This window comes from Sagittula sp., from assembly GCF_052825245.1.
The window spans coordinates 70,901-88,828 of sequence record NZ_JBRBWD010000015.1 but is presented as its reverse complement, the minus strand read 5'-3'; the positions used below and the strand labels follow the sequence as shown (position 1 = coordinate 88,828).

21 protein-coding genes are annotated in these 17,928 nt (G+C 67.1%); 17 read left to right on the top strand and 4 right to left on the bottom strand.

The window, feature by feature from the left end; all coding sequences use genetic code 11:
• Window positions 1–3: 3 nt before the first annotated feature.
• Window positions 4–291: a 2Fe-2S iron-sulfur cluster-binding protein gene (locus ACU0DV_RS05030; protein ID WP_100929806.1), complete on the bottom strand. Its 288-nt coding sequence runs from the start codon at window positions 289–291 to the stop codon at window positions 4–6.
• A 286-nt stretch (window positions 292–577) separates the two neighbouring features.
• Here ACU0DV_RS05030 and rsxA point away from each other — a divergent pair, with 286 nt between their 5' ends.
• The 8 genes from rsxA to ACU0DV_RS04990 are packed head-to-tail and all read left to right on the top strand — an operon-like array spanning window position 578 to window position 6,957.
• Window positions 578–1,159, top strand: coding sequence for an electron transport complex subunit RsxA (rsxA, locus tag ACU0DV_RS05025; protein ID WP_100929807.1), 582 nt, complete (start codon window positions 578–580; stop codon window positions 1,157–1,159).
• Window positions 1,160–1,174: 15 nt separating this feature from the next.
• Window positions 1,175–1,723: an electron transport complex subunit RsxB gene (gene rsxB, locus ACU0DV_RS05020; RefSeq protein WP_446241164.1), complete on the top strand. Its 549-nt coding sequence runs from the start codon at window positions 1,175–1,177 to the stop codon at window positions 1,721–1,723.
• Window positions 1,720–3,243, top strand: a complete 1,524-nt coding sequence (gene rsxC / locus ACU0DV_RS05015) for an electron transport complex subunit RsxC (protein WP_100929809.1) — start codon at window positions 1,720–1,722, stop codon at window positions 3,241–3,243. The genes rsxB and rsxC overlap by 4 nt, the downstream gene beginning before the upstream one ends.
• Window positions 3,240–4,307 carry an RnfABCDGE type electron transport complex subunit D gene (locus ACU0DV_RS05010; RefSeq protein ID WP_446241163.1) on the top strand — a complete coding sequence of 356 codons (1,068 nt, stop codon included), beginning with the start codon at window positions 3,240–3,242 and terminating at the stop codon, window positions 4,305–4,307. The genes rsxC and ACU0DV_RS05010 overlap by 4 nt, the downstream gene beginning before the upstream one ends.
• Window positions 4,304–4,966, top strand: a complete 663-nt coding sequence (locus tag ACU0DV_RS05005) for an RnfABCDGE type electron transport complex subunit G (protein ID WP_446241162.1) — start codon at window positions 4,304–4,306, stop codon at window positions 4,964–4,966. The genes ACU0DV_RS05010 and ACU0DV_RS05005 overlap by 4 nt, the downstream gene beginning before the upstream one ends.
• Window positions 4,963–5,685: an electron transport complex subunit E gene (locus ACU0DV_RS05000; protein WP_446241161.1), complete on the top strand. Its 723-nt coding sequence runs from the start codon at window positions 4,963–4,965 to the stop codon at window positions 5,683–5,685. The genes ACU0DV_RS05005 and ACU0DV_RS05000 overlap by 4 nt, the downstream gene beginning before the upstream one ends.
• Window positions 5,682–5,939: an RnfH family protein gene (locus ACU0DV_RS04995; protein WP_370312564.1), complete on the top strand. Its 258-nt coding sequence runs from the start codon at window positions 5,682–5,684 to the stop codon at window positions 5,937–5,939. Before ACU0DV_RS05000 ends, ACU0DV_RS04995 begins: the two co-directional genes overlap by 4 nt.
• Before the next feature lie 31 nt (window positions 5,940–5,970).
• Window positions 5,971–6,957, top strand: coding sequence for an FAD-dependent oxidoreductase (locus ACU0DV_RS04990; RefSeq protein WP_446241160.1), 987 nt, complete (start codon window positions 5,971–5,973; stop codon window positions 6,955–6,957).
• Window positions 6,958–6,959: 2 nt separating this feature from the next.
• Here the strand turns inward: ACU0DV_RS04990 and hpaR are convergent, their stop codons facing one another.
• A complete protein-coding gene (gene hpaR, locus ACU0DV_RS04985; RefSeq protein WP_446241159.1) occupies window positions 6,960–7,421 on the bottom strand; it encodes a homoprotocatechuate degradation operon regulator HpaR in 462 nt (153 codons plus the stop codon).
• A gap of 63 nt (window positions 7,422–7,484) precedes the next feature.
• On the opposite strand from hpaR, the gene ACU0DV_RS04980 reads away from it, so the two are divergent.
• The 6 genes from ACU0DV_RS04980 to hpaH all read left to right on the top strand — a co-directional run bounded on the left by ACU0DV_RS04980 (window position 7,485) and on the right by hpaH (window position 13,859).
• Window positions 7,485–7,895, top strand: coding sequence for a 5-carboxymethyl-2-hydroxymuconate isomerase (locus ACU0DV_RS04980; protein ID WP_446241158.1), 411 nt, complete (start codon window positions 7,485–7,487; stop codon window positions 7,893–7,895).
• A 49-nt stretch (window positions 7,896–7,944) separates the two neighbouring features.
• Window positions 7,945–9,447 (top strand): 5-carboxymethyl-2-hydroxymuconate semialdehyde dehydrogenase, encoded by a 1,503-nt coding sequence (gene hpaE, locus ACU0DV_RS04975; protein ID WP_446241157.1) that lies wholly within the window; start codon window positions 7,945–7,947, stop codon window positions 9,445–9,447.
• Between the two features lie 91 nt (window positions 9,448–9,538).
• Window positions 9,539–10,519 (top strand): 3,4-dihydroxyphenylacetate 2,3-dioxygenase, encoded by a 981-nt coding sequence (hpaD, locus tag ACU0DV_RS04970; RefSeq protein WP_446241156.1) that lies wholly within the window; start codon window positions 9,539–9,541, stop codon window positions 10,517–10,519.
• Window positions 10,520–10,816: 297 nt separating this feature from the next.
• Complete coding sequence (locus ACU0DV_RS04965) at window positions 10,817–12,211, top strand: pyridoxal phosphate-dependent decarboxylase family protein (RefSeq protein ID WP_446241155.1); 1,395 nt, start codon at window positions 10,817–10,819, stop codon at window positions 12,209–12,211.
• A complete protein-coding gene (locus ACU0DV_RS04960; RefSeq protein ID WP_370312558.1) occupies window positions 12,211–13,065 on the top strand; it encodes a fumarylacetoacetate hydrolase family protein in 855 nt (284 codons plus the stop codon). The genes ACU0DV_RS04965 and ACU0DV_RS04960 overlap by 1 nt, the downstream gene beginning before the upstream one ends.
• Window positions 13,062–13,859 carry a 2-oxo-hept-4-ene-1,7-dioate hydratase gene (gene hpaH / locus ACU0DV_RS04955; RefSeq protein ID WP_446241154.1) on the top strand — a complete coding sequence of 266 codons (798 nt, stop codon included), beginning with the start codon at window positions 13,062–13,064 and terminating at the stop codon, window positions 13,857–13,859. The genes ACU0DV_RS04960 and hpaH overlap by 4 nt, the downstream gene beginning before the upstream one ends.
• Window positions 13,860–13,884: 25 nt before the next feature.
• On the opposite strand, the gene ACU0DV_RS04950 is transcribed toward hpaH, so the two are convergent.
• Window positions 13,885–14,190, bottom strand: a complete 306-nt coding sequence (locus ACU0DV_RS04950; protein WP_100929820.1) for a DUF6476 family protein — start codon at window positions 14,188–14,190, stop codon at window positions 13,885–13,887.
• On the opposite strand from ACU0DV_RS04950, the gene ACU0DV_RS04945 reads away from it, so the two are divergent.
• Complete coding sequence (locus ACU0DV_RS04945; protein WP_446241153.1) at window positions 14,189–15,217, top strand: RluA family pseudouridine synthase; 1,029 nt, start codon at window positions 14,189–14,191, stop codon at window positions 15,215–15,217. The genes ACU0DV_RS04950 and ACU0DV_RS04945 overlap by 2 nt on opposite strands.
• 28 nt (window positions 15,218–15,245) lie before the next feature.
• On the opposite strand, the gene ACU0DV_RS04940 is transcribed toward ACU0DV_RS04945, so the two are convergent.
• Complete coding sequence (locus tag ACU0DV_RS04940) at window positions 15,246–15,878, bottom strand: DUF4386 domain-containing protein (RefSeq protein ID WP_446273483.1); 633 nt, start codon at window positions 15,876–15,878, stop codon at window positions 15,246–15,248.
• A 304-nt stretch (window positions 15,879–16,182) separates the two neighbouring features.
• Between ACU0DV_RS04940 and rpoH the strand changes: the two genes are divergently transcribed.
• Entirely contained in the window at window positions 16,183–17,079 is an 897-nt protein-coding gene (gene rpoH / locus ACU0DV_RS04935) for an RNA polymerase sigma factor RpoH (RefSeq protein ID WP_100929822.1), read from the top strand.
• 323 nt (window positions 17,080–17,402) lie between these two features.
• Window positions 17,403–17,870 (top strand): Lrp/AsnC family transcriptional regulator, encoded by a 468-nt coding sequence (locus ACU0DV_RS04930; RefSeq protein WP_100929823.1) that lies wholly within the window; start codon window positions 17,403–17,405, stop codon window positions 17,868–17,870.
• Window positions 17,871–17,928: the final 58 nt, after the last annotated feature.

Below are 17,928 nucleotides of genomic sequence, written 5' to 3'. Positions count from 1 at the left end.
GCGTCAGCCGGGGCGTACCTTCACGGTGCCGCCCAGCACCTGGCACTGGCAGGCGAGGCGGTCGTTTCGCCCGGCCATCGCCTCGCGCAGGACCTGTGCCTCAAGTGCCGAGGGTTCCGAGAGGTTCTCCGCTCCTTCCTCCACGTACGTCAGGCATGTGCCGCAATCGCCTTCGCGGCAGCCGTAGGTGATGCCGGCACCGATCTTTTCCGAGATCTCGATGATCCGGGTGCCGGCGGGGACGTTCACGGTGAGCGACACGTCGGTGAACGTTAGCTTGGCGTGTGGCATGGGGCGGGTCCTTGAGAACGGATGAGGCTTGCGGTGCGGCCCGGTTTCCAAGTGTTCAGCAAGGTCGGTGCCAAGCGCGGACAGCCCTAAAAGGACAGCGCAGGGCAGGCTTCCCGACACCGGCTGCCGGACAAATTGTCGGCTTTGGGACAACGGCGCCCCGGGCCGGCCCCGCGAACGCCCGTCCTTGCGGGGCACGCCGGGGCCCGGGACAGCTTGGCACGCCTCTTGCTGGACCCCCTTCCGAACGCCCTGTCGGGCCATCCCGCGGAAAGGACCTCTGACCATGCAGGACCTCTTCATGAGCCTTCTGGGCACCGCCCTCGTGAACAACGTCGTGCTGGTGAAGTTCCTCGGTCTCTGCCCCTTCATGGGGGTGTCGAAACAGATCGACGCGGCGGTGGGCATGGGGCTCGCCACCACCTTCGTTCTGACGCTGGCCGCCGCCGCCAGCTGGGTCGTCGAGACGGCAATCCTGATCCCCATGCAACTGCAGTTCCTGCGCATCCTGTCGTTCATCCTCGTGATCGCAGCGATCGTGCAGTTCACGGAAACGGTGATGCGCAAGCTGGCACCGGGGCTTTACCGGGCGCTTGGGATCTACCTGCCCCTCATCACCACCAACTGCGCGGTGCTGGGTGTAGCCCTCCTGAACATCCAGGAGGGGCACGGGTTCGCGCAAAGCCTGCTGTACGGCTTCGGCTCCGCCCTCGGGTTCACCATCGTCCTCGTCATCTTTGCCGGGATGCGTGAGCGGCTGGCGGAGATGTCCGTGCCGCAGACCTTTGCCGGCCCGCCCATCGCCTTCATCTCTGCCGGCCTCCTGTCGATGGCCTTCCTCGGCTTTGCCGGGCTGGTTCCCAACTGAAAGGGGAGACTTCCGATGATCGCTGCCGTTGCTTCCATGTCCGCGCTTGGTCTCGGTTTCGGGCTGTTGCTGGGCGTGGCCGCCCGTCGCTTCCATGTCGAGACACCGCCCATCGTGGATGAAATCGAAAGCGTCCTGCCCGGCACCAACTGCGGGCAATGCGGTTTCCCGGGATGCCGGGGCGCTGCGGATGCCATCGCCGATGGCAGCGCGCGGGTGACGCTGTGTCCGCCGGGCGGGCGCGACGTCGCGGTGAAGCTGGCGGAAATCATGGGCGCGGACCTTGCCAGCGCGGGCGGGGTCGAAGAGGCCGTCCCCTTGGTGGCCTTCATCTTCGAGGATCATTGTACGGGCTGCACCAAGTGCTTCAAGCGCTGCCCGACCGACGCCATCGTCGGTGCGGCCAAACAGATCCACACCGTCGTCACCGACGCCTGCATCGGCTGCGATGCCTGTGTCGAAGCCTGCCCGACGCAGGCGATCCTGCTGAGGTCGAAACCGCAGACCCTGCGCGGCTGGTACTGGTCGAAACCGGCATTGCCGAGCGCGGAGGTCGCGGCATGAGCCTGAACCTCGGCTCCTTCCTGGCTCCTGCCACTCTGTTCTCCATCCGGGGCGGCGTGCATCCGGAGACGCGCAAGTACCTGACCGCGGACTGCGCGATCGAGACCATGCCGGTGCCGCCCCTGGTGCGCGTGCCGCTGCAGCAACATATCGGCGTGCAGGCGGAACCGGTTGTGGTGCGTGACGACTTCGTCCTGAAAGGACAATTGATCGGCAAGGCGCGCGGTCCTGTTTCGGCCAACGTGCATGCACCGACCTCCGGACGGGTGATCGCCGTGGGCCATTTCACCGCCCCGCATCCTTCGGGCCTTCCGGTGCCGACGATCACCATCCGGACCGACGGACAGGACACCTGGGGTGATCGCCTCCCGCGTCTGCGACCGGAGGATGCAACGCCGGAAGAGATCGCCGCCCGCGTGGCAGAGGCGGGCATCGTCGGCATGGGCGGCGCGACCTTCCCGGCGGCGGTCAAACTGAACCTGCGCGACCGCTATCCGCTCAGGACGCTCATCATCAACGCTGCCGAATGCGAGCCGTACCTCACCTGCGATGACCGGCTGTTGCAGGAACACGGCGAGGAAATCGCGGATGGTGCGGGCATCATGGCGCGGGCGCTGGGTGTCGGGGAGATCGTCGTCGCCATCGAGGCCAACAAGCCGAAGGCCGTCGCCGCGATGCGCCGCCACAACCTCGGGCTCGGTCTGAAGCTGCGGGTAAAGGTTGTCCCGACGCAGTATCCGATGGGGTCGGAGAAGCACCTCGTGAAGGTTGTGACCGGTCTGGAAACGCCGGCCCGCGCGCTGACCGCAGAACTGGGCGTCGTCGTGCACAACGCCGCGACCGCGCAGGCCGTGCATCATGCGGTCCGCTACGGCGAGCCGCTGGTCAGCCGCGTGGTCACCGTCTCGGGCAAGGGTATCCGGCGGCCGGCGAATGTGCGCGTCTTGATCGGCACCCCGGTCGCCGACCTGCTTGAGCACTGTGGCGGGCTGGTGGAGGAGCCGGACCGTCTCTTGCTGGGCGGACCGATGATGGGCATGCCCATCGCCAACCGCCGCGTGCCGCTGGTCAAGGGCACCAACGGGGTGCTCGCCCTCACAAGGGCAGAGACGCGCAAGGCCGACGTCATGCCCTGCATCCGCTGCGGCACCTGTGTGCAGGCCTGCCCCTGCGGTCTCACGCCATTCGAAATGAACGCAAAGATCCAGGCGGACGACCTCGACGGTGCAGCCGGCGTGGGTCTGCTCGACTGCGTGTCCTGCGGGTGCTGTTCTTACATCTGCCCATCGAACATCCCGCTGGTGCAGGGGTTCAACTTTGCCAAGGGCAGGCTGGCAGAGCGGACGGCCCGCAAGCACCAGCAGGAAGAAACCAAGCGCCTCGCTGCCGCCCGGACGGCCCGGGAGGACGCGATTGCCGAGAAGAAGCGGCAGGCCATGGCGAAACGCAAGGCCGAGATGGCGGCGAAGAAGGCGGCCGAGGCGGTGGCCACGTCATCCGAAGGGGAGCCGGCCAAATGAGTGTCATTCTCGCCAGCGCGCCGCATACGCACTCGATGTTCAACGTCGCGCGGACGATGGTGGCCGTGATGGTCTGTCTCGCTCCGGCCACGGCTTTCGGGCTCTACCATTTCGGTCTGCCGGCGATCTTCCTGTTCGGCGTGACCGTGGCATCCGCCTACCTGATCGAACTGGCATGCCTTTGGGTGGCGCGCAGACCCGTCGCCCGCTTTGCCAGGGACGGCTCGGCCCTGCTGACCGGCTGGCTCGTCGCGCTGACCCTGCCGCCATGGGCGCCGTGGTGGGTGGGGGTCACGGGCGCCTTCATCGCGGTGGTTATTGCCAAGCACATGTTCGGCGGGCTGGGGCAGAACCTCTTCAACCCGGCCATGGTCGCACGGGCGATGCTGCTGGTTGCGCTGCCGGTGCCGATGACGCAATGGGTCGCCCCCTTCGACGCGGCGCATGGCCCCGACCTCGCGCAGGCGCTGGCGGTCACTTTCGGCGGCATGCCGGTCTTCGACGCCATGAGCAGCGCTTCGCTTCTGGGGACGATGCAGAGCCAACTCGACGCCGGGCGGACGGTGCCGGAGATCATGGCCGAGGCGGGCGGGGCCTGGCCGCTCTTTACCGGGCGCATCCCCGGGTCGCTGGGCGAGACGTCGGCGCTGCTGCTCCTGGGCGGCGGCCTGGCCTTGGTGCTGCTGCGGATCATCAACGTGGTGACACCTCTGGCGGTGCTGGGCTCCGTCGCGGTCTTGTCCGGCGTGGCCTGGCTCATCGACCCGCTGCACTTTGCGCCTCCGGCCGTGCACCTCGGCTCTGGCGCGCTGATGCTGTGCGCCTTCTTCATCGCCACGGATTACGTGACCTCGCCGGTCACGGCGATGGGCAAGGCGATCTATGGCGTCGGGATCGGCAGCCTGACCTTTATCATCCGCACTTGGGGGGCGTTTCCGGAAGGCGTGGCCTTTGCCGTGTTGCTGATGAACGCCTGCACGCCACTCATCGACACATACGTGCGGCCACGGATCTTCGGGCGTACCCGCAAGGGGGACCCCCTGCCGCTGGGAGACCGGTCATGAGTTGTCACGAGCCTGCTTCTCCCAAGGCCTCGCCCTCGGTATCGCGCGCGGGGGCTGCGCGTCCGGCGCTGATGCTGGGCACGTTCTCGCTCGCGACGGCGCTGATCCTCGGCCTGTCCGACGACCTGACCCGGCCGGCCATTGCGGCCCGCGCGACGGAGGATCTGAACGCCTCCCTGCTGCAGGTGTTGCCGCCTGAGGATCACGACAACGATCCCGGCACAACTGAGCGCATGGTCGAGGACGGGGTGGAAGGCACTGTCCCCGTCTATCTCGCCGTCGAGGGGCAGCAGGTTACCGGTGTCGCCTTCGAACTGACCGGCTACGGCTATGGCGGGGCAATCCGGGTGCTGCTCGGGATTGCGCCGGACGGGTCTGTGCTGGGCGTGCGTGTCCTGTCCCATGCCGAGACGCCGGGTCTGGGCGACAAGATCGAAGTGGCGAAGGACGGCTGGATCCTCGGGTTTGCGGGGCGCTCTCTGGCCGATCCGCTGCCTGAAAAGTGGAAGGTGAAGCGGGACGGCGGTGTCTTCGACCAGTTCTCCGGCGCGACGATCACGCCGCGGGCCGTGGTTGCCACCGTGCACCGGGGGTTGGAGATGTTTGCCCGCCAGAGCGACGTGCTGCTTGCACATCTGGACAAGGAGGCCGGGCAATGACCGACTACGCCAGGATCGCCCGCGACGGGCTCTGGAACAACAACATCGTCTTCGGCCAGCTGCTTGCGCTCTGCCCGTTGTTGGCGGTCACCGGAACCGCCACCAACGGCCTCGGGATGGGCCTCGCGACGACCGCCGTGCTGGTGGTTTCGGGGCTTGCCGTGTCGCTGCTGCGGTCGTTCATCCCGCCAGAGGTCCGCATCCCCGCCTTCGTTCTCGTCATCGCCTGCATCGTGACAGTGGTGGACATGGCGCTGAACGCATGGGTGCACGATCTGCACAAGGTCCTGGGGCTGTTCATTCCGCTGATCGTCACCAACTGCGCCATTCTGGGCCGGGCAGAGGCCTTTGCCTCGCGCAGGGCGCCGTTGGCGTCCTCGGTCGACGGGCTGATGATGGGCCTGGGTTTCACGCTGGCACTTGTCGGACTGGGCGCCGTGAGGGAGATCCTCGGATCGGGGACGCTGTTCGCCAATGCAGCAGTCCTGCTGGGACCGCGTTTCGGGTTCCTCGAAACGACCGTGTTGCCCGGCTATGACGGTTTCCTGATCCTGATCCTGCCGCCCGGCGGGTTCATCGTGCTGGGCGTCCTGCTGGCCTTGAAAGGCCGGATGGATCGTCGCGCACAGGCGCCGGCCCGCGCCCGTTCGCTCGACGCGACAGCGCGCGAGTTCATCGCCGCCGGCGTGCTGACCCCACCGGAAGGAGAACAGCGATGAACGTGGGCGTGGCCTATGCGAAGCCGACCGCGCAGGTCTGGCGCAACATCGACGTGCCGGAGGGCGCGACGGTGCGCGACGTGATCGAGCGCTCCGGGCTGCTGGAGCAGTTCCCGGAGATCGACCTTGCGGTCAATCGGGTGGGCATCTTCGGCGCGGTGGCGAAGCTCGACAAACCCGTGGCGGAGGGGGACCGGGTGGAGATCTACCGTCCGATCCATCCCGACGCCGAACTTCTTGAAAAGCGGACATGACAGGGCCCCGCCCCGCCAGAGGAGCACCAAGATGACAGGTTCATCGAAACGCAATCGCCTGACCCGCCGGTCGATGCTGACCCTTGCAGGCGCCGCCGCCCTGACGCTGGCCTTGCCTTCGCGCGGGCGGGCGCTGGTGGTCGGGGGCGGTGCTGCGGGTGCCGCCATGGCGTTGGCGCTGAAGGCCGCGCAGCCCGCGGCGTCCGTCCTCTTGGTCGAACGCGACCCGACCCGTCTGTCCCCCGTTCCGGCCACAGCCTTTGCCGCACCCTGTGCCAGCGTGACGCTGGAGACGCTTCGCGCACATGGGGTGGAGGTCCTGCTGGACGAGGTGATCGGGATCGACTGGCGGGCGGCACGGATCGCCCTCTTCTCCGGCCGTTCGGAGGCATTCGACCGGATCTGCGTCGCCCCGGGAACGATGCCCCGCCCGGAAGACATCCCCGGGCTCGGCGCCGCCGCCCGCTTCGCATGGCCCGCGGCCTGGGGCAGCGCGCGGGAGGCACGGCGGCTGATGGCCGCGTTGGGCGCAATGCCGGAGCGCGGGCACCTTGTCCTTCGGCTGCCGGCCGACGTTAGCCACCGGTCCGTGGCGGTGGAACGCGCGATGACTCTCGGCCGGTGGCTGGCCAAGAACCGCCCTGAGGCACGGATGACCGTACTCGACGGCTCCGCAGACCCGGCGCTGAAGCGTGCCGCCCTGAGCGCCGGCGTGTCCTGCGAGTGGTTCGGGCCGGGCGCAGGTGGCCGGGTCCTGTCGGTGGATGTTGGGAATGGACGGATCGAGACGGACGCCGGCCTTCTGTTGGCGGACGCGGTGAATTTCGTCACTCCGATGATGGCGGGCGACATCGCCGGCCGATCCGGATTGACTGACGCATCCGGCTGGTGCCCTTGCGACGCCTCCGGTGTGTCGAAACTTCGGGCCGGGGCGCTGGTGCTGGGAGATGCCCGCGCCGAAGCGGAAAGAACCATCGACGGAGCGCTGCAATCGGTTAGGGCGTCCCTGAAGGGCTGAACTCAACCGTCGGCGGCATCCCCGGGCCCGTTCAGCCGCGTCAGCAGCACGTCGAGCTTGTCGAGGAGCGCCGCCAGATCCTCTGCCCCCAGCTCCCGTTCTATGGTCGCATAGATGGCGGCGCTTTCCCTCGACGCCTCGCGCAGCAGCCGGTCGCCGCCGGGGGCCAGCCGAACCTGCGTGCGCCGCCGGTCCTCTGCCGCGCGCTCCACGGTGACAAGTCCGCGTGATTCCAGCGTTTTCAGGATGCGGGTCAGTGAAGGCGCAAGGATCACCGCCTGCTCGGCCAGCCGGGTCGGTTCGATCCCCGGGATCTCCTGCACCACCCGCAGCACGCGCCACTGCGCCTCTGTCACGTCGATGGCGCGCAGCATGGGGCGGAACCGCTCCATCACCGCTTCGCGGGCGCGCAGCAGCGCGATGGGCAGGGTCCGGCGGGTCTGGGACAGCGGGAAATCGGGCATCTGAAGTCTCCTGTTGACAGGCAGAATAAAACTTAACATGTTAAGTGTCAAAGGGAGGATGACATGCCACATCTGCGTTGCGAATACTCGGCGGGCCTTGAGGCGCACCTCGACATGGAGGTGCTGGGGCGGACGCTGCACGCCGCCATGGCGGAGACGGGCGTCTTCCCGCTGGGCGGTATCCGGGTGAAGATGCACCGCTGTTCGCTAGCCATGGTGGGCGACGCGAACCCGGGTCACGGAGTGGTCAACCACTTCCTCGCGCTGGAACTTTCGGTGGGTGCGGGCCGCGACAAGGACGTGCTGGCCGAGGCCGGGCGGCAGCTCTTCCAGGTGGCCGAGGCGGTCTGCGCAGACCAGCTTGCCGCGCCGCATTTCATGCTCTCGCTGGAGATCCGGGAAATCGATCCGGAGCTGTCGTGGAAGGCGAACTCGATCCACGCGCGCCTGGCGGCGGACAACGCAACCGGCTGAGGCCGGGCAAGCAGGTATTTGGACCAAGATGAAGCAGGAGGCCGGGAAGATGGCGGATCTGGCGGGAAATCTGGCACGGGCGGAGGCGGCGCTGGCGCGCGTCTCGGGCGGTGTGGCGCATCGCATCGGCGGCCGGGACGTGCGCTCGGACGCGTCGTTCGAGACCGTCTCGCCGGTCGATGGGGCGGTGCTGGCGCAGGTCGCCCGCGGCGGCGCGGGCGAGATCGACGCGGCGGTGCAGGCGGCAAATGCGGCCTTTGGTGAGTGGAAGGCGATGCCGGGCAAGGAGCGCCGGGCCCTGCTGCACAAGGTGGCGGATGCCATCGTGGCGCGGGCGGACGACATCGCGGTGGTCGAGGCGATGGACACCGGTCAGGCGATCCGCTTCATGTCCAAGGCGGCGGTGCGCGGGGCGGAGAACTTCCGCTTCTTCGCGGACAAGGCGCCGGAGGCTTGCGACGGCCAGACTCTGCACGCGCCGGGGCAGGTCAACATGACCTCGCGCCGTCCGATCGGGCCGGTCGGGGTCATCACGCCGTGGAACACGCCCTTCATGCTGTCGACGTGGAAGATCGCACCTGCGCTGGCGGCGGGCTGCACGGTGGTCCAGAAGCCGGCGGAGTTCTCGCCGCTGACGGCGCGACTTCTGGTGGAGATCGCCGAGGAAGCGGGATTGCCGCCGGGGGTGCTGAACGTGGTCAACGGCTTCGGCGAGGACTGCGGCCGTGCGCTGACCGAACATCCCGGCATCAGGGCGGTGGCCTTCGTCGGCGAGAGCGCCACCGGCTCGCACATCATGCGGCAGGGCGCCGATACGCTGAAGCGGGTGCATTTCGAACTGGGCGGCAAGAACCCGGTGATCGTCTTCGACGATGCCGATCTGGAGCGCGCGGTGGATGCGGCGGTCTTCATGATCTACTCGCTGAACGGCGAGCGGTGTACGTCGTCGTCGCGGCTGCTGGTGCAGGACACCGTCTACGACGAGGTCTGCGCGAAGGTGGCGGAGCGGGCGGCGCGGATCAGGGTCGGCCATCCGCTGGACCCTGAGACGGTGATCGGCCCGCTGATCCACCCGGTGCACGAGAAGAAGGTGCTGTCCTACTTCGAGAAGGCCGTGGCCGAGGGCGCGACCATCGCCACGGGGGGGAAGAAGCTGGGCGAGACCGGCTGCTATGTGGCGCCGACGCTGTTCACCGGTGCCACCAACGAGATGGCGGTGTCGCGGGAGGAGATCTTTGGCCCGGTGCTGACGGCGATCCCCTTCAGGGACGAGGCGGACGCGCTGCGCATCGCCAACGACACGGAATACGGCCTGACCGCCTATCTCTGGACCAGGGACCTGGAGCGGGCGTTCCGCATGACCTCGGCCCTCGAGGCGGGGATGATGTGGGTGAACTCTGAGAATGTGCGGCACCTGCCCACGCCCTTCGGTGGTGTGAAGGCCAGCGGCATCGGGCGCGACGGCGGCGACTGGTCGTTCGATTTCTACATGGAGACGGTGAACGTCTGTTTCGCCACGACGGAGCACCGGATCCCCACGCTGGGCGGCTGACGGGCACCGAGGGGGCGTTGAGGAGAGCGGCCCCCGGTCCCGATGGAAGAGAGACATGCGGCGGCGCGGGCCGTCCCCGGAGGAGTGAGAGATGCCGATTCCCGAACCGAACCTTTATCCGCCCTTCAACATCGTGCGGCTGAGCCACGTAGAATTCGGGGTGACGGACCTCGCGGCCTCGAAGGCGTTCTACGTGAATACGCTGGGTCTGCAGGTGACGGAGGAGACCGCCGACATGCTGTGCCTGCGGGCGCTGGAGGAGCGCGGCCACCACTGCATGGTGCTGCGCAAGACGGACAACCCCGCGGTGCAATACCTGGCCTACAAGGTCTATGCCGAGGAGGACCTCGACCGCGCGCATGACTGGTTCGCGGACCGGGGCCATGCGGTGGACTGGGTGGAGCGGTCGCACCAGGGGCGGACGCTGCGGACCGTGGACTGCTTCGGCGCGCCGATGGAGTTCTATCACAGGATGGATCGCCTGCCGCCGATCCACCAGCAGTACAAGCTGTACCACGGGGTGAAGCCGCTGCGGATCGACCACTTCAACTGCTTCGCGCCGGACGTGGATGCCGCCGTTGCCTTCTACGGCAAGCTGGGGTTCCGGGTGACGGAATACACCGAGGATGACGCGTCCGGAAAGCTCTGGGCGGCGTGGATGCACCGCAAGGGCGGCGTGCACGACGTGGCCTTCACCAACGGGACGGGACCGCGGCTGCACCACACCGCGTTCTGGGTGCCGACCCCGCTGAACATCATCGACCTTCTCGACCTGATGTCGACGACCGGCTACCTCTCCAATATCGAGCGGGGGCCGGGGCGGCACGGGATTTCCAACGCCTTCTTCCTGTATATCCGCGACCCCGACGGGCACCGGATTGAGATCTACTGTTCGGACTACCAGACGGTGGACCCGGACCTGGAGCCGATCCGCTGGGATCTGAAGGACCCGCAGCGCCAGACGCTCTGGGGCGCGCCTGCGCCGCGGTCGTGGTTCGAGGAAGGGTCGTTTTTCCACGGGGTGGAGCCGCGCGCGGCTGAACTGAAGGCGACGCCGATCGTGGCGCCCTGACAGGTTGGCCGACGTGGTGAACGCTTTATGAATGGCCTTGTCGGTGTTTCCCCCTCCCTACCGCCCTCCACTCTGGGCCGAGTCGGTGAAGGAAGGATGATCGGGGATCGGGCGTGTTGATGTGTGGTGCCGAGGGTGATGTGGTTGCGGGCATTCAGGTGCGCCGCGTGGTGCTGGATGCACTTGTGGTGCGGCCCGGGGGGCTCTGCCCCCGCCGCCTCCGGCGGCGCCCCCGAGGTATTTGGGCCAAGATGAAGGGCAGGGTGCGCCAAATGCGGCGCGCTGCACGGAGGAAAGATGGATTGGGATGAATTTGCGCGCTGGGGCGCGCAGGCGGCGGCTTTCGGGGCCGACTATCACAAGACGCTCAGGGACCGGCCGGTGCGGCCGGATGTGCAGCCCGGGGAGGCGGCGGCCTTGCTGGAGGCGGCCCCGCCCGAGGCCGGCGAAGGCATGGAGGCGATCTGGGAGGATTTCCTGCGCGTCGTGCCCGAGCGCCTGACGCATTGGCAGCATCCCCGGTTCTTCGCCTACTTCCCGGCCAATGCCGCGCCACCCTCGATGCTGGCGGAGATGCTGGTCACGGTGATGGCGCCGCAGTGCATGTTGTGGCAGACCTCGCCGGTTGCGACCGAGATGGAAGGCGTCATGGTCCAGTGGCTGCGGCAGGCGGTGGGCCTGCCGGAGGGCTGGTCCGGGGTGATCCAGGATTCGGCCTCGTCGGCCACGCTGTCGGCTGTGCTGACCATGCGGGAGCGGGCGACCGGCTGGTCGGGCAACCGCGAGGGGCTATCGGGCAAGGGGTCTTTGCGGATCTATTGTTCGGGACAGGCGCATTCCTCCATCGACCGGGCCTGCTGGGTGGCGGGCATCGGGCAGGAGAACCTCGTGAAGCTGCCGGATGTTGGCGCGCCATCCTATGGCGTGGATGCCGCCGCGCTGCGGGCGGCCATCGCGGCGGACCGTGCGGCGGGCCATGTGCCGGCGGGCATCATCGCGATCACCGGCGGCACGGGCATCGGCGCCTGGGACGACCTGTCGGCCGTGGGCGCTGTGGCGCGGGAGGAGGGGCTGTACCTGCATCTCGACGCGGCCTGGGGCGGGGCGGCGATGATCTGCCCGGAAATCCGCGACGCCATGTGGCCGGGGGTGGAGGCCTGCGACAGCATCGTGTTCAACCCGCACAAGTGGCTGGGCGCGCAGTTCGACTGTTCCGTGCAGTTCCTGAAGGACCCGCGCCAGCAGATCGACACGCTGAAGATCGAGCCGGAGTACCTCAGGACCTCCGGCTCGGAGGTGGTGAACTATTCGGAATGGACCATCCCGCTGGGGCGGCGGTTCCGGGCCCTCAAGCTCTGGTTCATGCTGCGGTACTACGGTCTGGAGGGCCTGCGGGCACGCATCCGCAACCACGTCGCTTGGTCCGGTGAGGTGTGCGAGGCGCTGCGGGCCCAAGGCTTCGAGATCGTGACGGAGCCGATCCTGTCGCTCTTCACCTTCCGCGGGCCGGGGGACGATGCGACACAACAGGCGCTGGTGGATGCGATCAATGCAGACGGGCGCATCTATGTCACGCAAGGCATGTTCGCCGGGCGCAAGGTGGTGCGGTTCCAGGTCGGCCAGTTCGACTGCACGCGCGACGACGTGATGATGGCGGCGGACGTGATCCGCGAGATTTCGGAGAGGATGTGATGGTCAGGTTTGTCAGCTTCACCCACGAGGGCCGGGCGAAATACGGGCTGTGGCAGGAGGACGGGCTGGTCGAGATGACCGGCTTCGACGGACATCCCGGGTTGTGCGAGGTGATCGCGGCGGGATCGCTCAAGGGTCTGGCGCAGGCGGCCATGGGGAAGACGGCGGACGTGGCCCATGCCGACGCGGTGCTGGAGATCCCGGTGCGCACACCCGAGAAGATCATCTGCGTCGGCGTCAACTTCCCCGACCGCAATGCCGAATACAAGGACGGGCAGGAGGCGCCGGGCAAGCCCTCTCTCTTCATCCGGTTCCCGCGGTCCTTTGTCGGGCATGGCGCGAACCTCGTGCGGCCGCCGGAGAGCGAACAGCTGGATTACGAGGGCGAGATCGCCATCGTTATCGGCAAGGGCGGGCGGCGGATCTCGCGCGAGGCGGCCTATGACCACATCATCGGGCTGACGCTCTGCAACGAGGGCACGATCCGCGACTGGGTGCGCCATGCGAAGTTCAACGTGACGCAGGGCAAGAACTGGGACCGGTCCGCCGCGATGGGGCCGTGGCTTGTGCCGTTCACCCATCCCGCGCAGCTCGACGACATCGGGCTGGAGACGCGGGTCAACGGCGAGGTGCGCCAGAAGGACCGCACGTCGCGGATGCTGTATGATTTCCGCTACATCGTGAACTATGTCTCGACCTTCACCACGCTGGTGCCGGGAGACGTGATCGTCTGCGGCACGCCCACCGGGGCAGGGGCGCGGTTCGATCCGCCGGTCTGGCTGAAACCCGGCGACGTGGTCGAGGTGGAGGCCGAGGGCATCGGAATCCTGAGAAACGGGGTAGAGGACGAATGACCGAGGACGAGATCCACGCCGCCGCCACGGCCCTCTTGCAGGCAGAGAAGATGGGCAGCCAGATCGGCCTCCTGTCCCTGAAGCATCCGGGCATGACCATGGACGACGCCTACGCCGTGCAGGCGGCGCTGATGACTGCCAAGCTGGTGGAGGGCCGCAAGGTGATCGGCTGGAAGATAGGGCTGACGTCGAGGGCCATGCAGGACGCGCTGAAGATCGACACGCCGGATTCCGGTGTGCTGTTCGATGACATGGCCTTTGAAACGGACGGGATGGTGCCCGGGGGCCGCTTCATCCAGCCGCGGGTGGAGGCAGAGATCGCCTTTGTCATGAAGGCGCCGCTGGAGGGCCGGGTCACGCGGGAGGAGGTGATCGCCGCCACCGATTACGTCTGCCCCGCGCTGGAGATCCTCGACACCCGCATCCTGCGCAGCGATCCGGCGACGGGTCAGGCGCGCGTGATCGTCGACACGATCTCCGACAACGCGGCCAACGCGGGGATCGTTCTGGGGGAGGCGCGGCACGATCCGCGGCTGGTCGACCTGCGCTGGGTGGGGGCCATCGTCAGCCGCGACGGCGAGGTCGAGGAGACCGGGCTGGGTGCGGGGGTGCTAAACGATCCGGTGATGGGCATCGTCTGGCTGGCCGAGCGGATGGGCACCTACGGTCAGTCGATCCGGCCGGGACAGGTGATCCTGTCGGGCTCGTTCATCCGTCCGCTCGAATGCCCGCCGGGCAGCCATGTGGAGGCGGACTTCGGTGCCTTCGGTCAGGTGGGTATCAGTTTCGGCTGATTGCACTCGGGCCGCGCGGGCGGAGTCACTCCGCCGGTTCGACCGCAATTTCCTGCCGCAGTTTGCCGGTGCCCCGGTCGAAGATCAGGATGCGGTCGTCGCCGGTCACCACGGCGTACCAGTCCACGCCCTGCGTGTAAGCGGTGGCGGTTGCGCCACCGGGCAGGGTGATGACCTCTGGCAGCGGCGCCTGTGCCTTGCTATAGCGGTGCCAGATCAGGCCGAGGATCCCCACGATCCCGACCATCATCACCACCATGAGCACCGTCACCATTGCCTGCAGGAACCGCAGGCCGGGCGGGTGCCGATATTCCGGCTCGGGAGTTTCCATGGACCGCCTTCGTGTCGTCATCGCGGCCGATCCGCCGCAACGCCTTGATAAGGCCCTTGCCCGCGATGTGCCAGAGGCCGCGGCCCTGTCGCGCACCCGTCTGGGCAGGCTGATCGCCGAGGGCGCCGTGACCCGCGAGGGCGCGCCGCTGACCGATCCCAAGGCGAAGGTCGCTGAGGGGGACGTGCTGGAGATCGCCGTGCCGGCGGCGGAAGAGTATGACGTCGTCCCGCAGGACATCCCGCTGGAGATCGTCTTCGAGGATGCCGACCTGCTGGTCGTGAACAAGCCCGCGGGCATGGTGGTTCACCCCGCGCCCGGCACGCCGGACGGCACGCTGGTCAACGCGCTGCTGCACCACTTCGGCGGCGATCTGTCGGGCGTCGGCGGCGAGAAACGGCCCGGCATCGTGCACCGGATCGACAAGGACACCTCCGGCCTGCTGGTCGTGGCAAAGTCCGACCGCGCGCATCACGGGCTGGCCAAGCAGTTCGAGAAGCACACGGCGCGCCGGGCCTATCTGGCGGTTGTGCATGGCGTGCCGGATGTGGCCGATCCCCGGCTGATGGGCACGCGCGGTGTCTCTGCCGGGGCAGGGGGCGGGATCACGATCACCTCCGGCCTCGCGCGGCACAGGACGGACCGCCAGCGGCAGGCGGTGTTCTTCGACGGGCAGGGGCGGCACGCGATCACCCATGCCCGCGTGCTGGAGACCTTCGGCGCGCCGGAATGCCTCGCGTTGGTGGAATGCCGGCTCGAGACCGGGCGCACCCACCAGATCCGCGTGCACATGGCCCATTCGGGGCACGCACTGGTGGGCGACAGCACCTATGGCGGGCGGCGCAAGCTGAAGGGCAGCGCGCTCTCCCCTGCGGCCTTTGCCGCCGCCGATGCCTTCGACAGGCAGGCGCTGCATGCGGCCGAGCTGGGATTTGTCCATCCGGTGACGGAGGAAGAAATGCTGTTCGAGGCGCCTTTGCCTGCGGACATGCAGGACCTGCTGGCGGCGCTGCGCACGGTGGCGTGAAGCGCCGAGTGTCCGTGCCTGACTTAGGTCAGAGTCGGCCAGCGATCAGCAGCCAGAGGCAGAACCCTACCTCCGTCACGATGCAGACGAGGTAGGCGGGCTGCATCAGCACGTTCAGGTCGGGCGCGGCCAGGCGGGTGATCCCGCCGGCGATGTAGATGAGCCCGGTCAGCATCAGCCCGGCAGGCAGCACCATCGGCGCGACGCGGGACAGGCAGACCAGTTTCGCCATCAGCATCGCGTTCACCCCGAACAAGATCAGACCGATATCATAGCCGCTGGCATGGAGCGCGGCGAAGGTCAGGGCAAGATCGGTGCGCCCGCCCTCCACCAGTTGCGGCACGGCCGAGAGGGCCACGAGGCTGGTGCCGATCAGCGCCGCCTGTCCGAGACGGAAGACCATGGCGGCGCGGGACAGGCCTTCGGAGACCGGGCGCAGAAGGGTGAAGAAGACAAGCGCCAGGGCAATGTCCGCCAGCAGCATGACGACGTCGGCCAGAAGGCTGAGGCGGATGGAGGAGAGATGGGTGACCAGCGTCTCTGCCCCGCCTGCCAGCGCGGGTCCGCGCAGGGCCAGCTCGGCCGTCAGGCCGGAAGCGATGATGACCAGATACAGCACACCGGCTGTGCGGATCTGGCGAGGTGCGTCGAGGGCGGGCATGGGATAATACTCCGTGACGTTCGGATTGGGTTTGGTCGCGGAGTACGTCATCGCGTTGTGTATGGAAATTTGCTGAAAATGCATCCATGTCATGCGATAATGTATGGGTTGGAAAAGCCGGATGTCATCGAGTGCACGTGCATGTGAACCCGCTGACATATGGGTTCCCCAACGTTCACGAAACCTTAACTTATGCGCAACGTTTGTTGGTTAAGCATCTTGAAACCGATGTGGCCAAGGGCCATCTGGATGTTAAGCCGTGTAACATGAAAGGCGCAAACGCGTCGTACGAGAGGGGCAAGGCATGAGCAACTACGCAAATCTCCCGGCACCGACGCCGGAAGCCGGTCTGAGCCGCTACCTTCAGGAAATCCGCAAGTTCCCGCTTCTGGAGCCTGAAGAGGAATACATGCTGGCAAAACGCTGGGTCGAGGACGAGGACACGCAGGCGGCACACCAGCTCGTGACGTCTCACCTGCGGCTCGCGGCCAAGATCGCCATGGGCTACCGCGGCTACGGACTGCCGCAGGCGGAGGTGATCTCCGAGGCGAACGTCGGCCTGATGCAGGCGGTGAAGCGTTTCGACCCGGAAAAGGGCTTCCGCCTTGCCACCTATGCGATGTGGTGGATCCGCGCCTCGATCCAGGAATACATCCTGCGGTCCTGGTCGCTGGTGAAGCTGGGCACGACCTCGGCGCAGAAGAAGCTGTTCTTCAACCTGCGCAAGGCCAAAAGCCGCATCGGCGCGCTGGAGGACGGCGACTTGCGTCCGGAACACGTCGAAAAGATCGCGACCGATCTGGGCGTGTCCGAGGACGAGGTCATCTCGATGAACCGGCGCCTGTCCGGTGGCGACGCGTCGCTCAACGCAACGGTCGGTTCCGAAGGCGAAGGGTCGATGCAATGGCAGGACTGGCTTGAGGACGAGGATGCCGACCAGGCCGGTGAATATGCCGAACGTAACGAGCTCGAGGCGCGCCGCGCCCTGCTGGAGCAGGCGATGGACGTGCTCAACGAGAGGGAAAAGGACATTCTGACCCAGCGGCGCCTGTCCGACCAGGCGGTGACGCTGGAAGAGCTTTCGGGCCAGTACGACGTCAGCCGGGAACGTATCCGGCAGATCGAAGTGCGGGCGTTCGAGAAGCTGCAGAAGCGGATGCGTGACCTTGCCCGCGAGCAGGGCATGCTGACCAGCGCCTGAACCGTTCCGCCGGGCCGGCAGCGGTGGCCCGGTGGTCAAAGCGGCGGACTCCCAAGATTACCTCATGTGTTCGAAGGCGCTGGCGGCCCCCTCCGGAAACGGAGGGGGCCTTTTCATTCATGAAACGATAAACCCCAAAGAAATGTACTAAACAATACATCTATTGGGAATCGGTAAATAGTACGGCGGCCAATTGATATTGAGTCGAATGCTGCGACTGCGTAGTTTCTCGGATTACGGAACCGAAAACCCTGTTGCCGAGTTTTCCAATGATTGCGGGAAACTTATTCCAGAAGCATGGGAATGAAGGGCAATATCCGATCATGAAGCTAGACGACACCGACCGCAAACTCCTCGCGCATTTGCAGCATGACGGGAAGGCCAGCATCCAGACGCTGGCTGATGCGGCCGGGCTTTCGACCTCGCCCTGCTGGCGGCGGATCAAGCGGCTGGAGGACGAGGGCGTCATCCGCGGCTACGTCGCGCGGCTGGACCCCAAGGCCCTCGGGCTTGGCGCGCTGGCCTATGTCTTCGTCAGCCTGATCGACCATTCCGATGACACCCTGTCGGCCTTCGGCGACCTCGTGGATCAGGAGGCGCGGATCGTCGAGTGCGAGTCCGTGACGGGGGCCTGCGATTTCCTGCTGAAGGTTGCGGCGCGCGATCCGGAGGACCTTGAGGCGTTCCTGAAGCGCGGGATGCTGGCCGGCGGGCTGGTGCGGGTCAGCCAGACGCATTTCATCCTGCGGCAGGCCAAGACCCGCAGCCCCTGGCCGCTCCTGTCCGACTGACACCCGATCGCCCGGATTTCGCGGGCGCGGCACGTTCCATCCCCGGCGCAACTGGTCT

What these genes read in the sequence shown, in the direction of transcription:
- ACU0DV_RS05030 (WP_100929806.1), bottom strand. Translation starts at nt 291, where the DNA reads ATGCCACACGCCAAGCTAACGTTCACCGACGTGTCGCTCACCGTGAAC.
- rsxA (WP_100929807.1), top strand. Translation starts at nt 578, where the DNA reads ATGCAGGACCTCTTCATGAGCCTTCTGGGCACCGCCCTCGTGAACAAC.
- rsxB (WP_446241164.1), top strand. Translation starts at nt 1,175, where the DNA reads ATGATCGCTGCCGTTGCTTCCATGTCCGCGCTTGGTCTCGGTTTCGGG.
- rsxC (WP_100929809.1), top strand. Translation starts at nt 1,720, where the DNA reads ATGAGCCTGAACCTCGGCTCCTTCCTGGCTCCTGCCACTCTGTTCTCC.
- ACU0DV_RS05010 (WP_446241163.1), top strand. Translation starts at nt 3,240, where the DNA reads ATGAGTGTCATTCTCGCCAGCGCGCCGCATACGCACTCGATGTTCAAC.
- ACU0DV_RS05005 (WP_446241162.1), top strand. Translation starts at nt 4,304, where the DNA reads ATGAGTTGTCACGAGCCTGCTTCTCCCAAGGCCTCGCCCTCGGTATCG.
- ACU0DV_RS05000 (WP_446241161.1), top strand. Translation starts at nt 4,963, where the DNA reads ATGACCGACTACGCCAGGATCGCCCGCGACGGGCTCTGGAACAACAAC.
- ACU0DV_RS04995 (WP_370312564.1), top strand. Translation starts at nt 5,682, where the DNA reads ATGAACGTGGGCGTGGCCTATGCGAAGCCGACCGCGCAGGTCTGGCGC.
- ACU0DV_RS04990 (WP_446241160.1), top strand. Translation starts at nt 5,971, where the DNA reads ATGACAGGTTCATCGAAACGCAATCGCCTGACCCGCCGGTCGATGCTG.
- hpaR (WP_446241159.1), bottom strand. Translation starts at nt 7,421, where the DNA reads ATGCCCGATTTCCCGCTGTCCCAGACCCGCCGGACCCTGCCCATCGCG.
- ACU0DV_RS04980 (WP_446241158.1), top strand. Translation starts at nt 7,485, where the DNA reads ATGCCACATCTGCGTTGCGAATACTCGGCGGGCCTTGAGGCGCACCTC.
- hpaE (WP_446241157.1), top strand. Translation starts at nt 7,945, where the DNA reads ATGGCGGATCTGGCGGGAAATCTGGCACGGGCGGAGGCGGCGCTGGCG.
- hpaD (WP_446241156.1), top strand. Translation starts at nt 9,539, where the DNA reads ATGCCGATTCCCGAACCGAACCTTTATCCGCCCTTCAACATCGTGCGG.
- ACU0DV_RS04965 (WP_446241155.1), top strand. Translation starts at nt 10,817, where the DNA reads ATGGATTGGGATGAATTTGCGCGCTGGGGCGCGCAGGCGGCGGCTTTC.
- ACU0DV_RS04960 (WP_370312558.1), top strand. Translation starts at nt 12,211, where the DNA reads ATGGTCAGGTTTGTCAGCTTCACCCACGAGGGCCGGGCGAAATACGGG.
- hpaH (WP_446241154.1), top strand. Translation starts at nt 13,062, where the DNA reads ATGACCGAGGACGAGATCCACGCCGCCGCCACGGCCCTCTTGCAGGCA.
- ACU0DV_RS04945 (WP_446241153.1), top strand. Translation starts at nt 14,189, where the DNA reads ATGGACCGCCTTCGTGTCGTCATCGCGGCCGATCCGCCGCAACGCCTT.
- ACU0DV_RS04950 (WP_100929820.1), bottom strand. Translation starts at nt 14,190, where the DNA reads ATGGAAACTCCCGAGCCGGAATATCGGCACCCGCCCGGCCTGCGGTTC.
- ACU0DV_RS04940 (WP_446273483.1), bottom strand. Translation starts at nt 15,878, where the DNA reads ATGCCCGCCCTCGACGCACCTCGCCAGATCCGCACAGCCGGTGTGCTG.
- rpoH (WP_100929822.1), top strand. Translation starts at nt 16,183, where the DNA reads ATGAGCAACTACGCAAATCTCCCGGCACCGACGCCGGAAGCCGGTCTG.
- ACU0DV_RS04930 (WP_100929823.1), top strand. Translation starts at nt 17,403, where the DNA reads ATGAAGCTAGACGACACCGACCGCAAACTCCTCGCGCATTTGCAGCAT.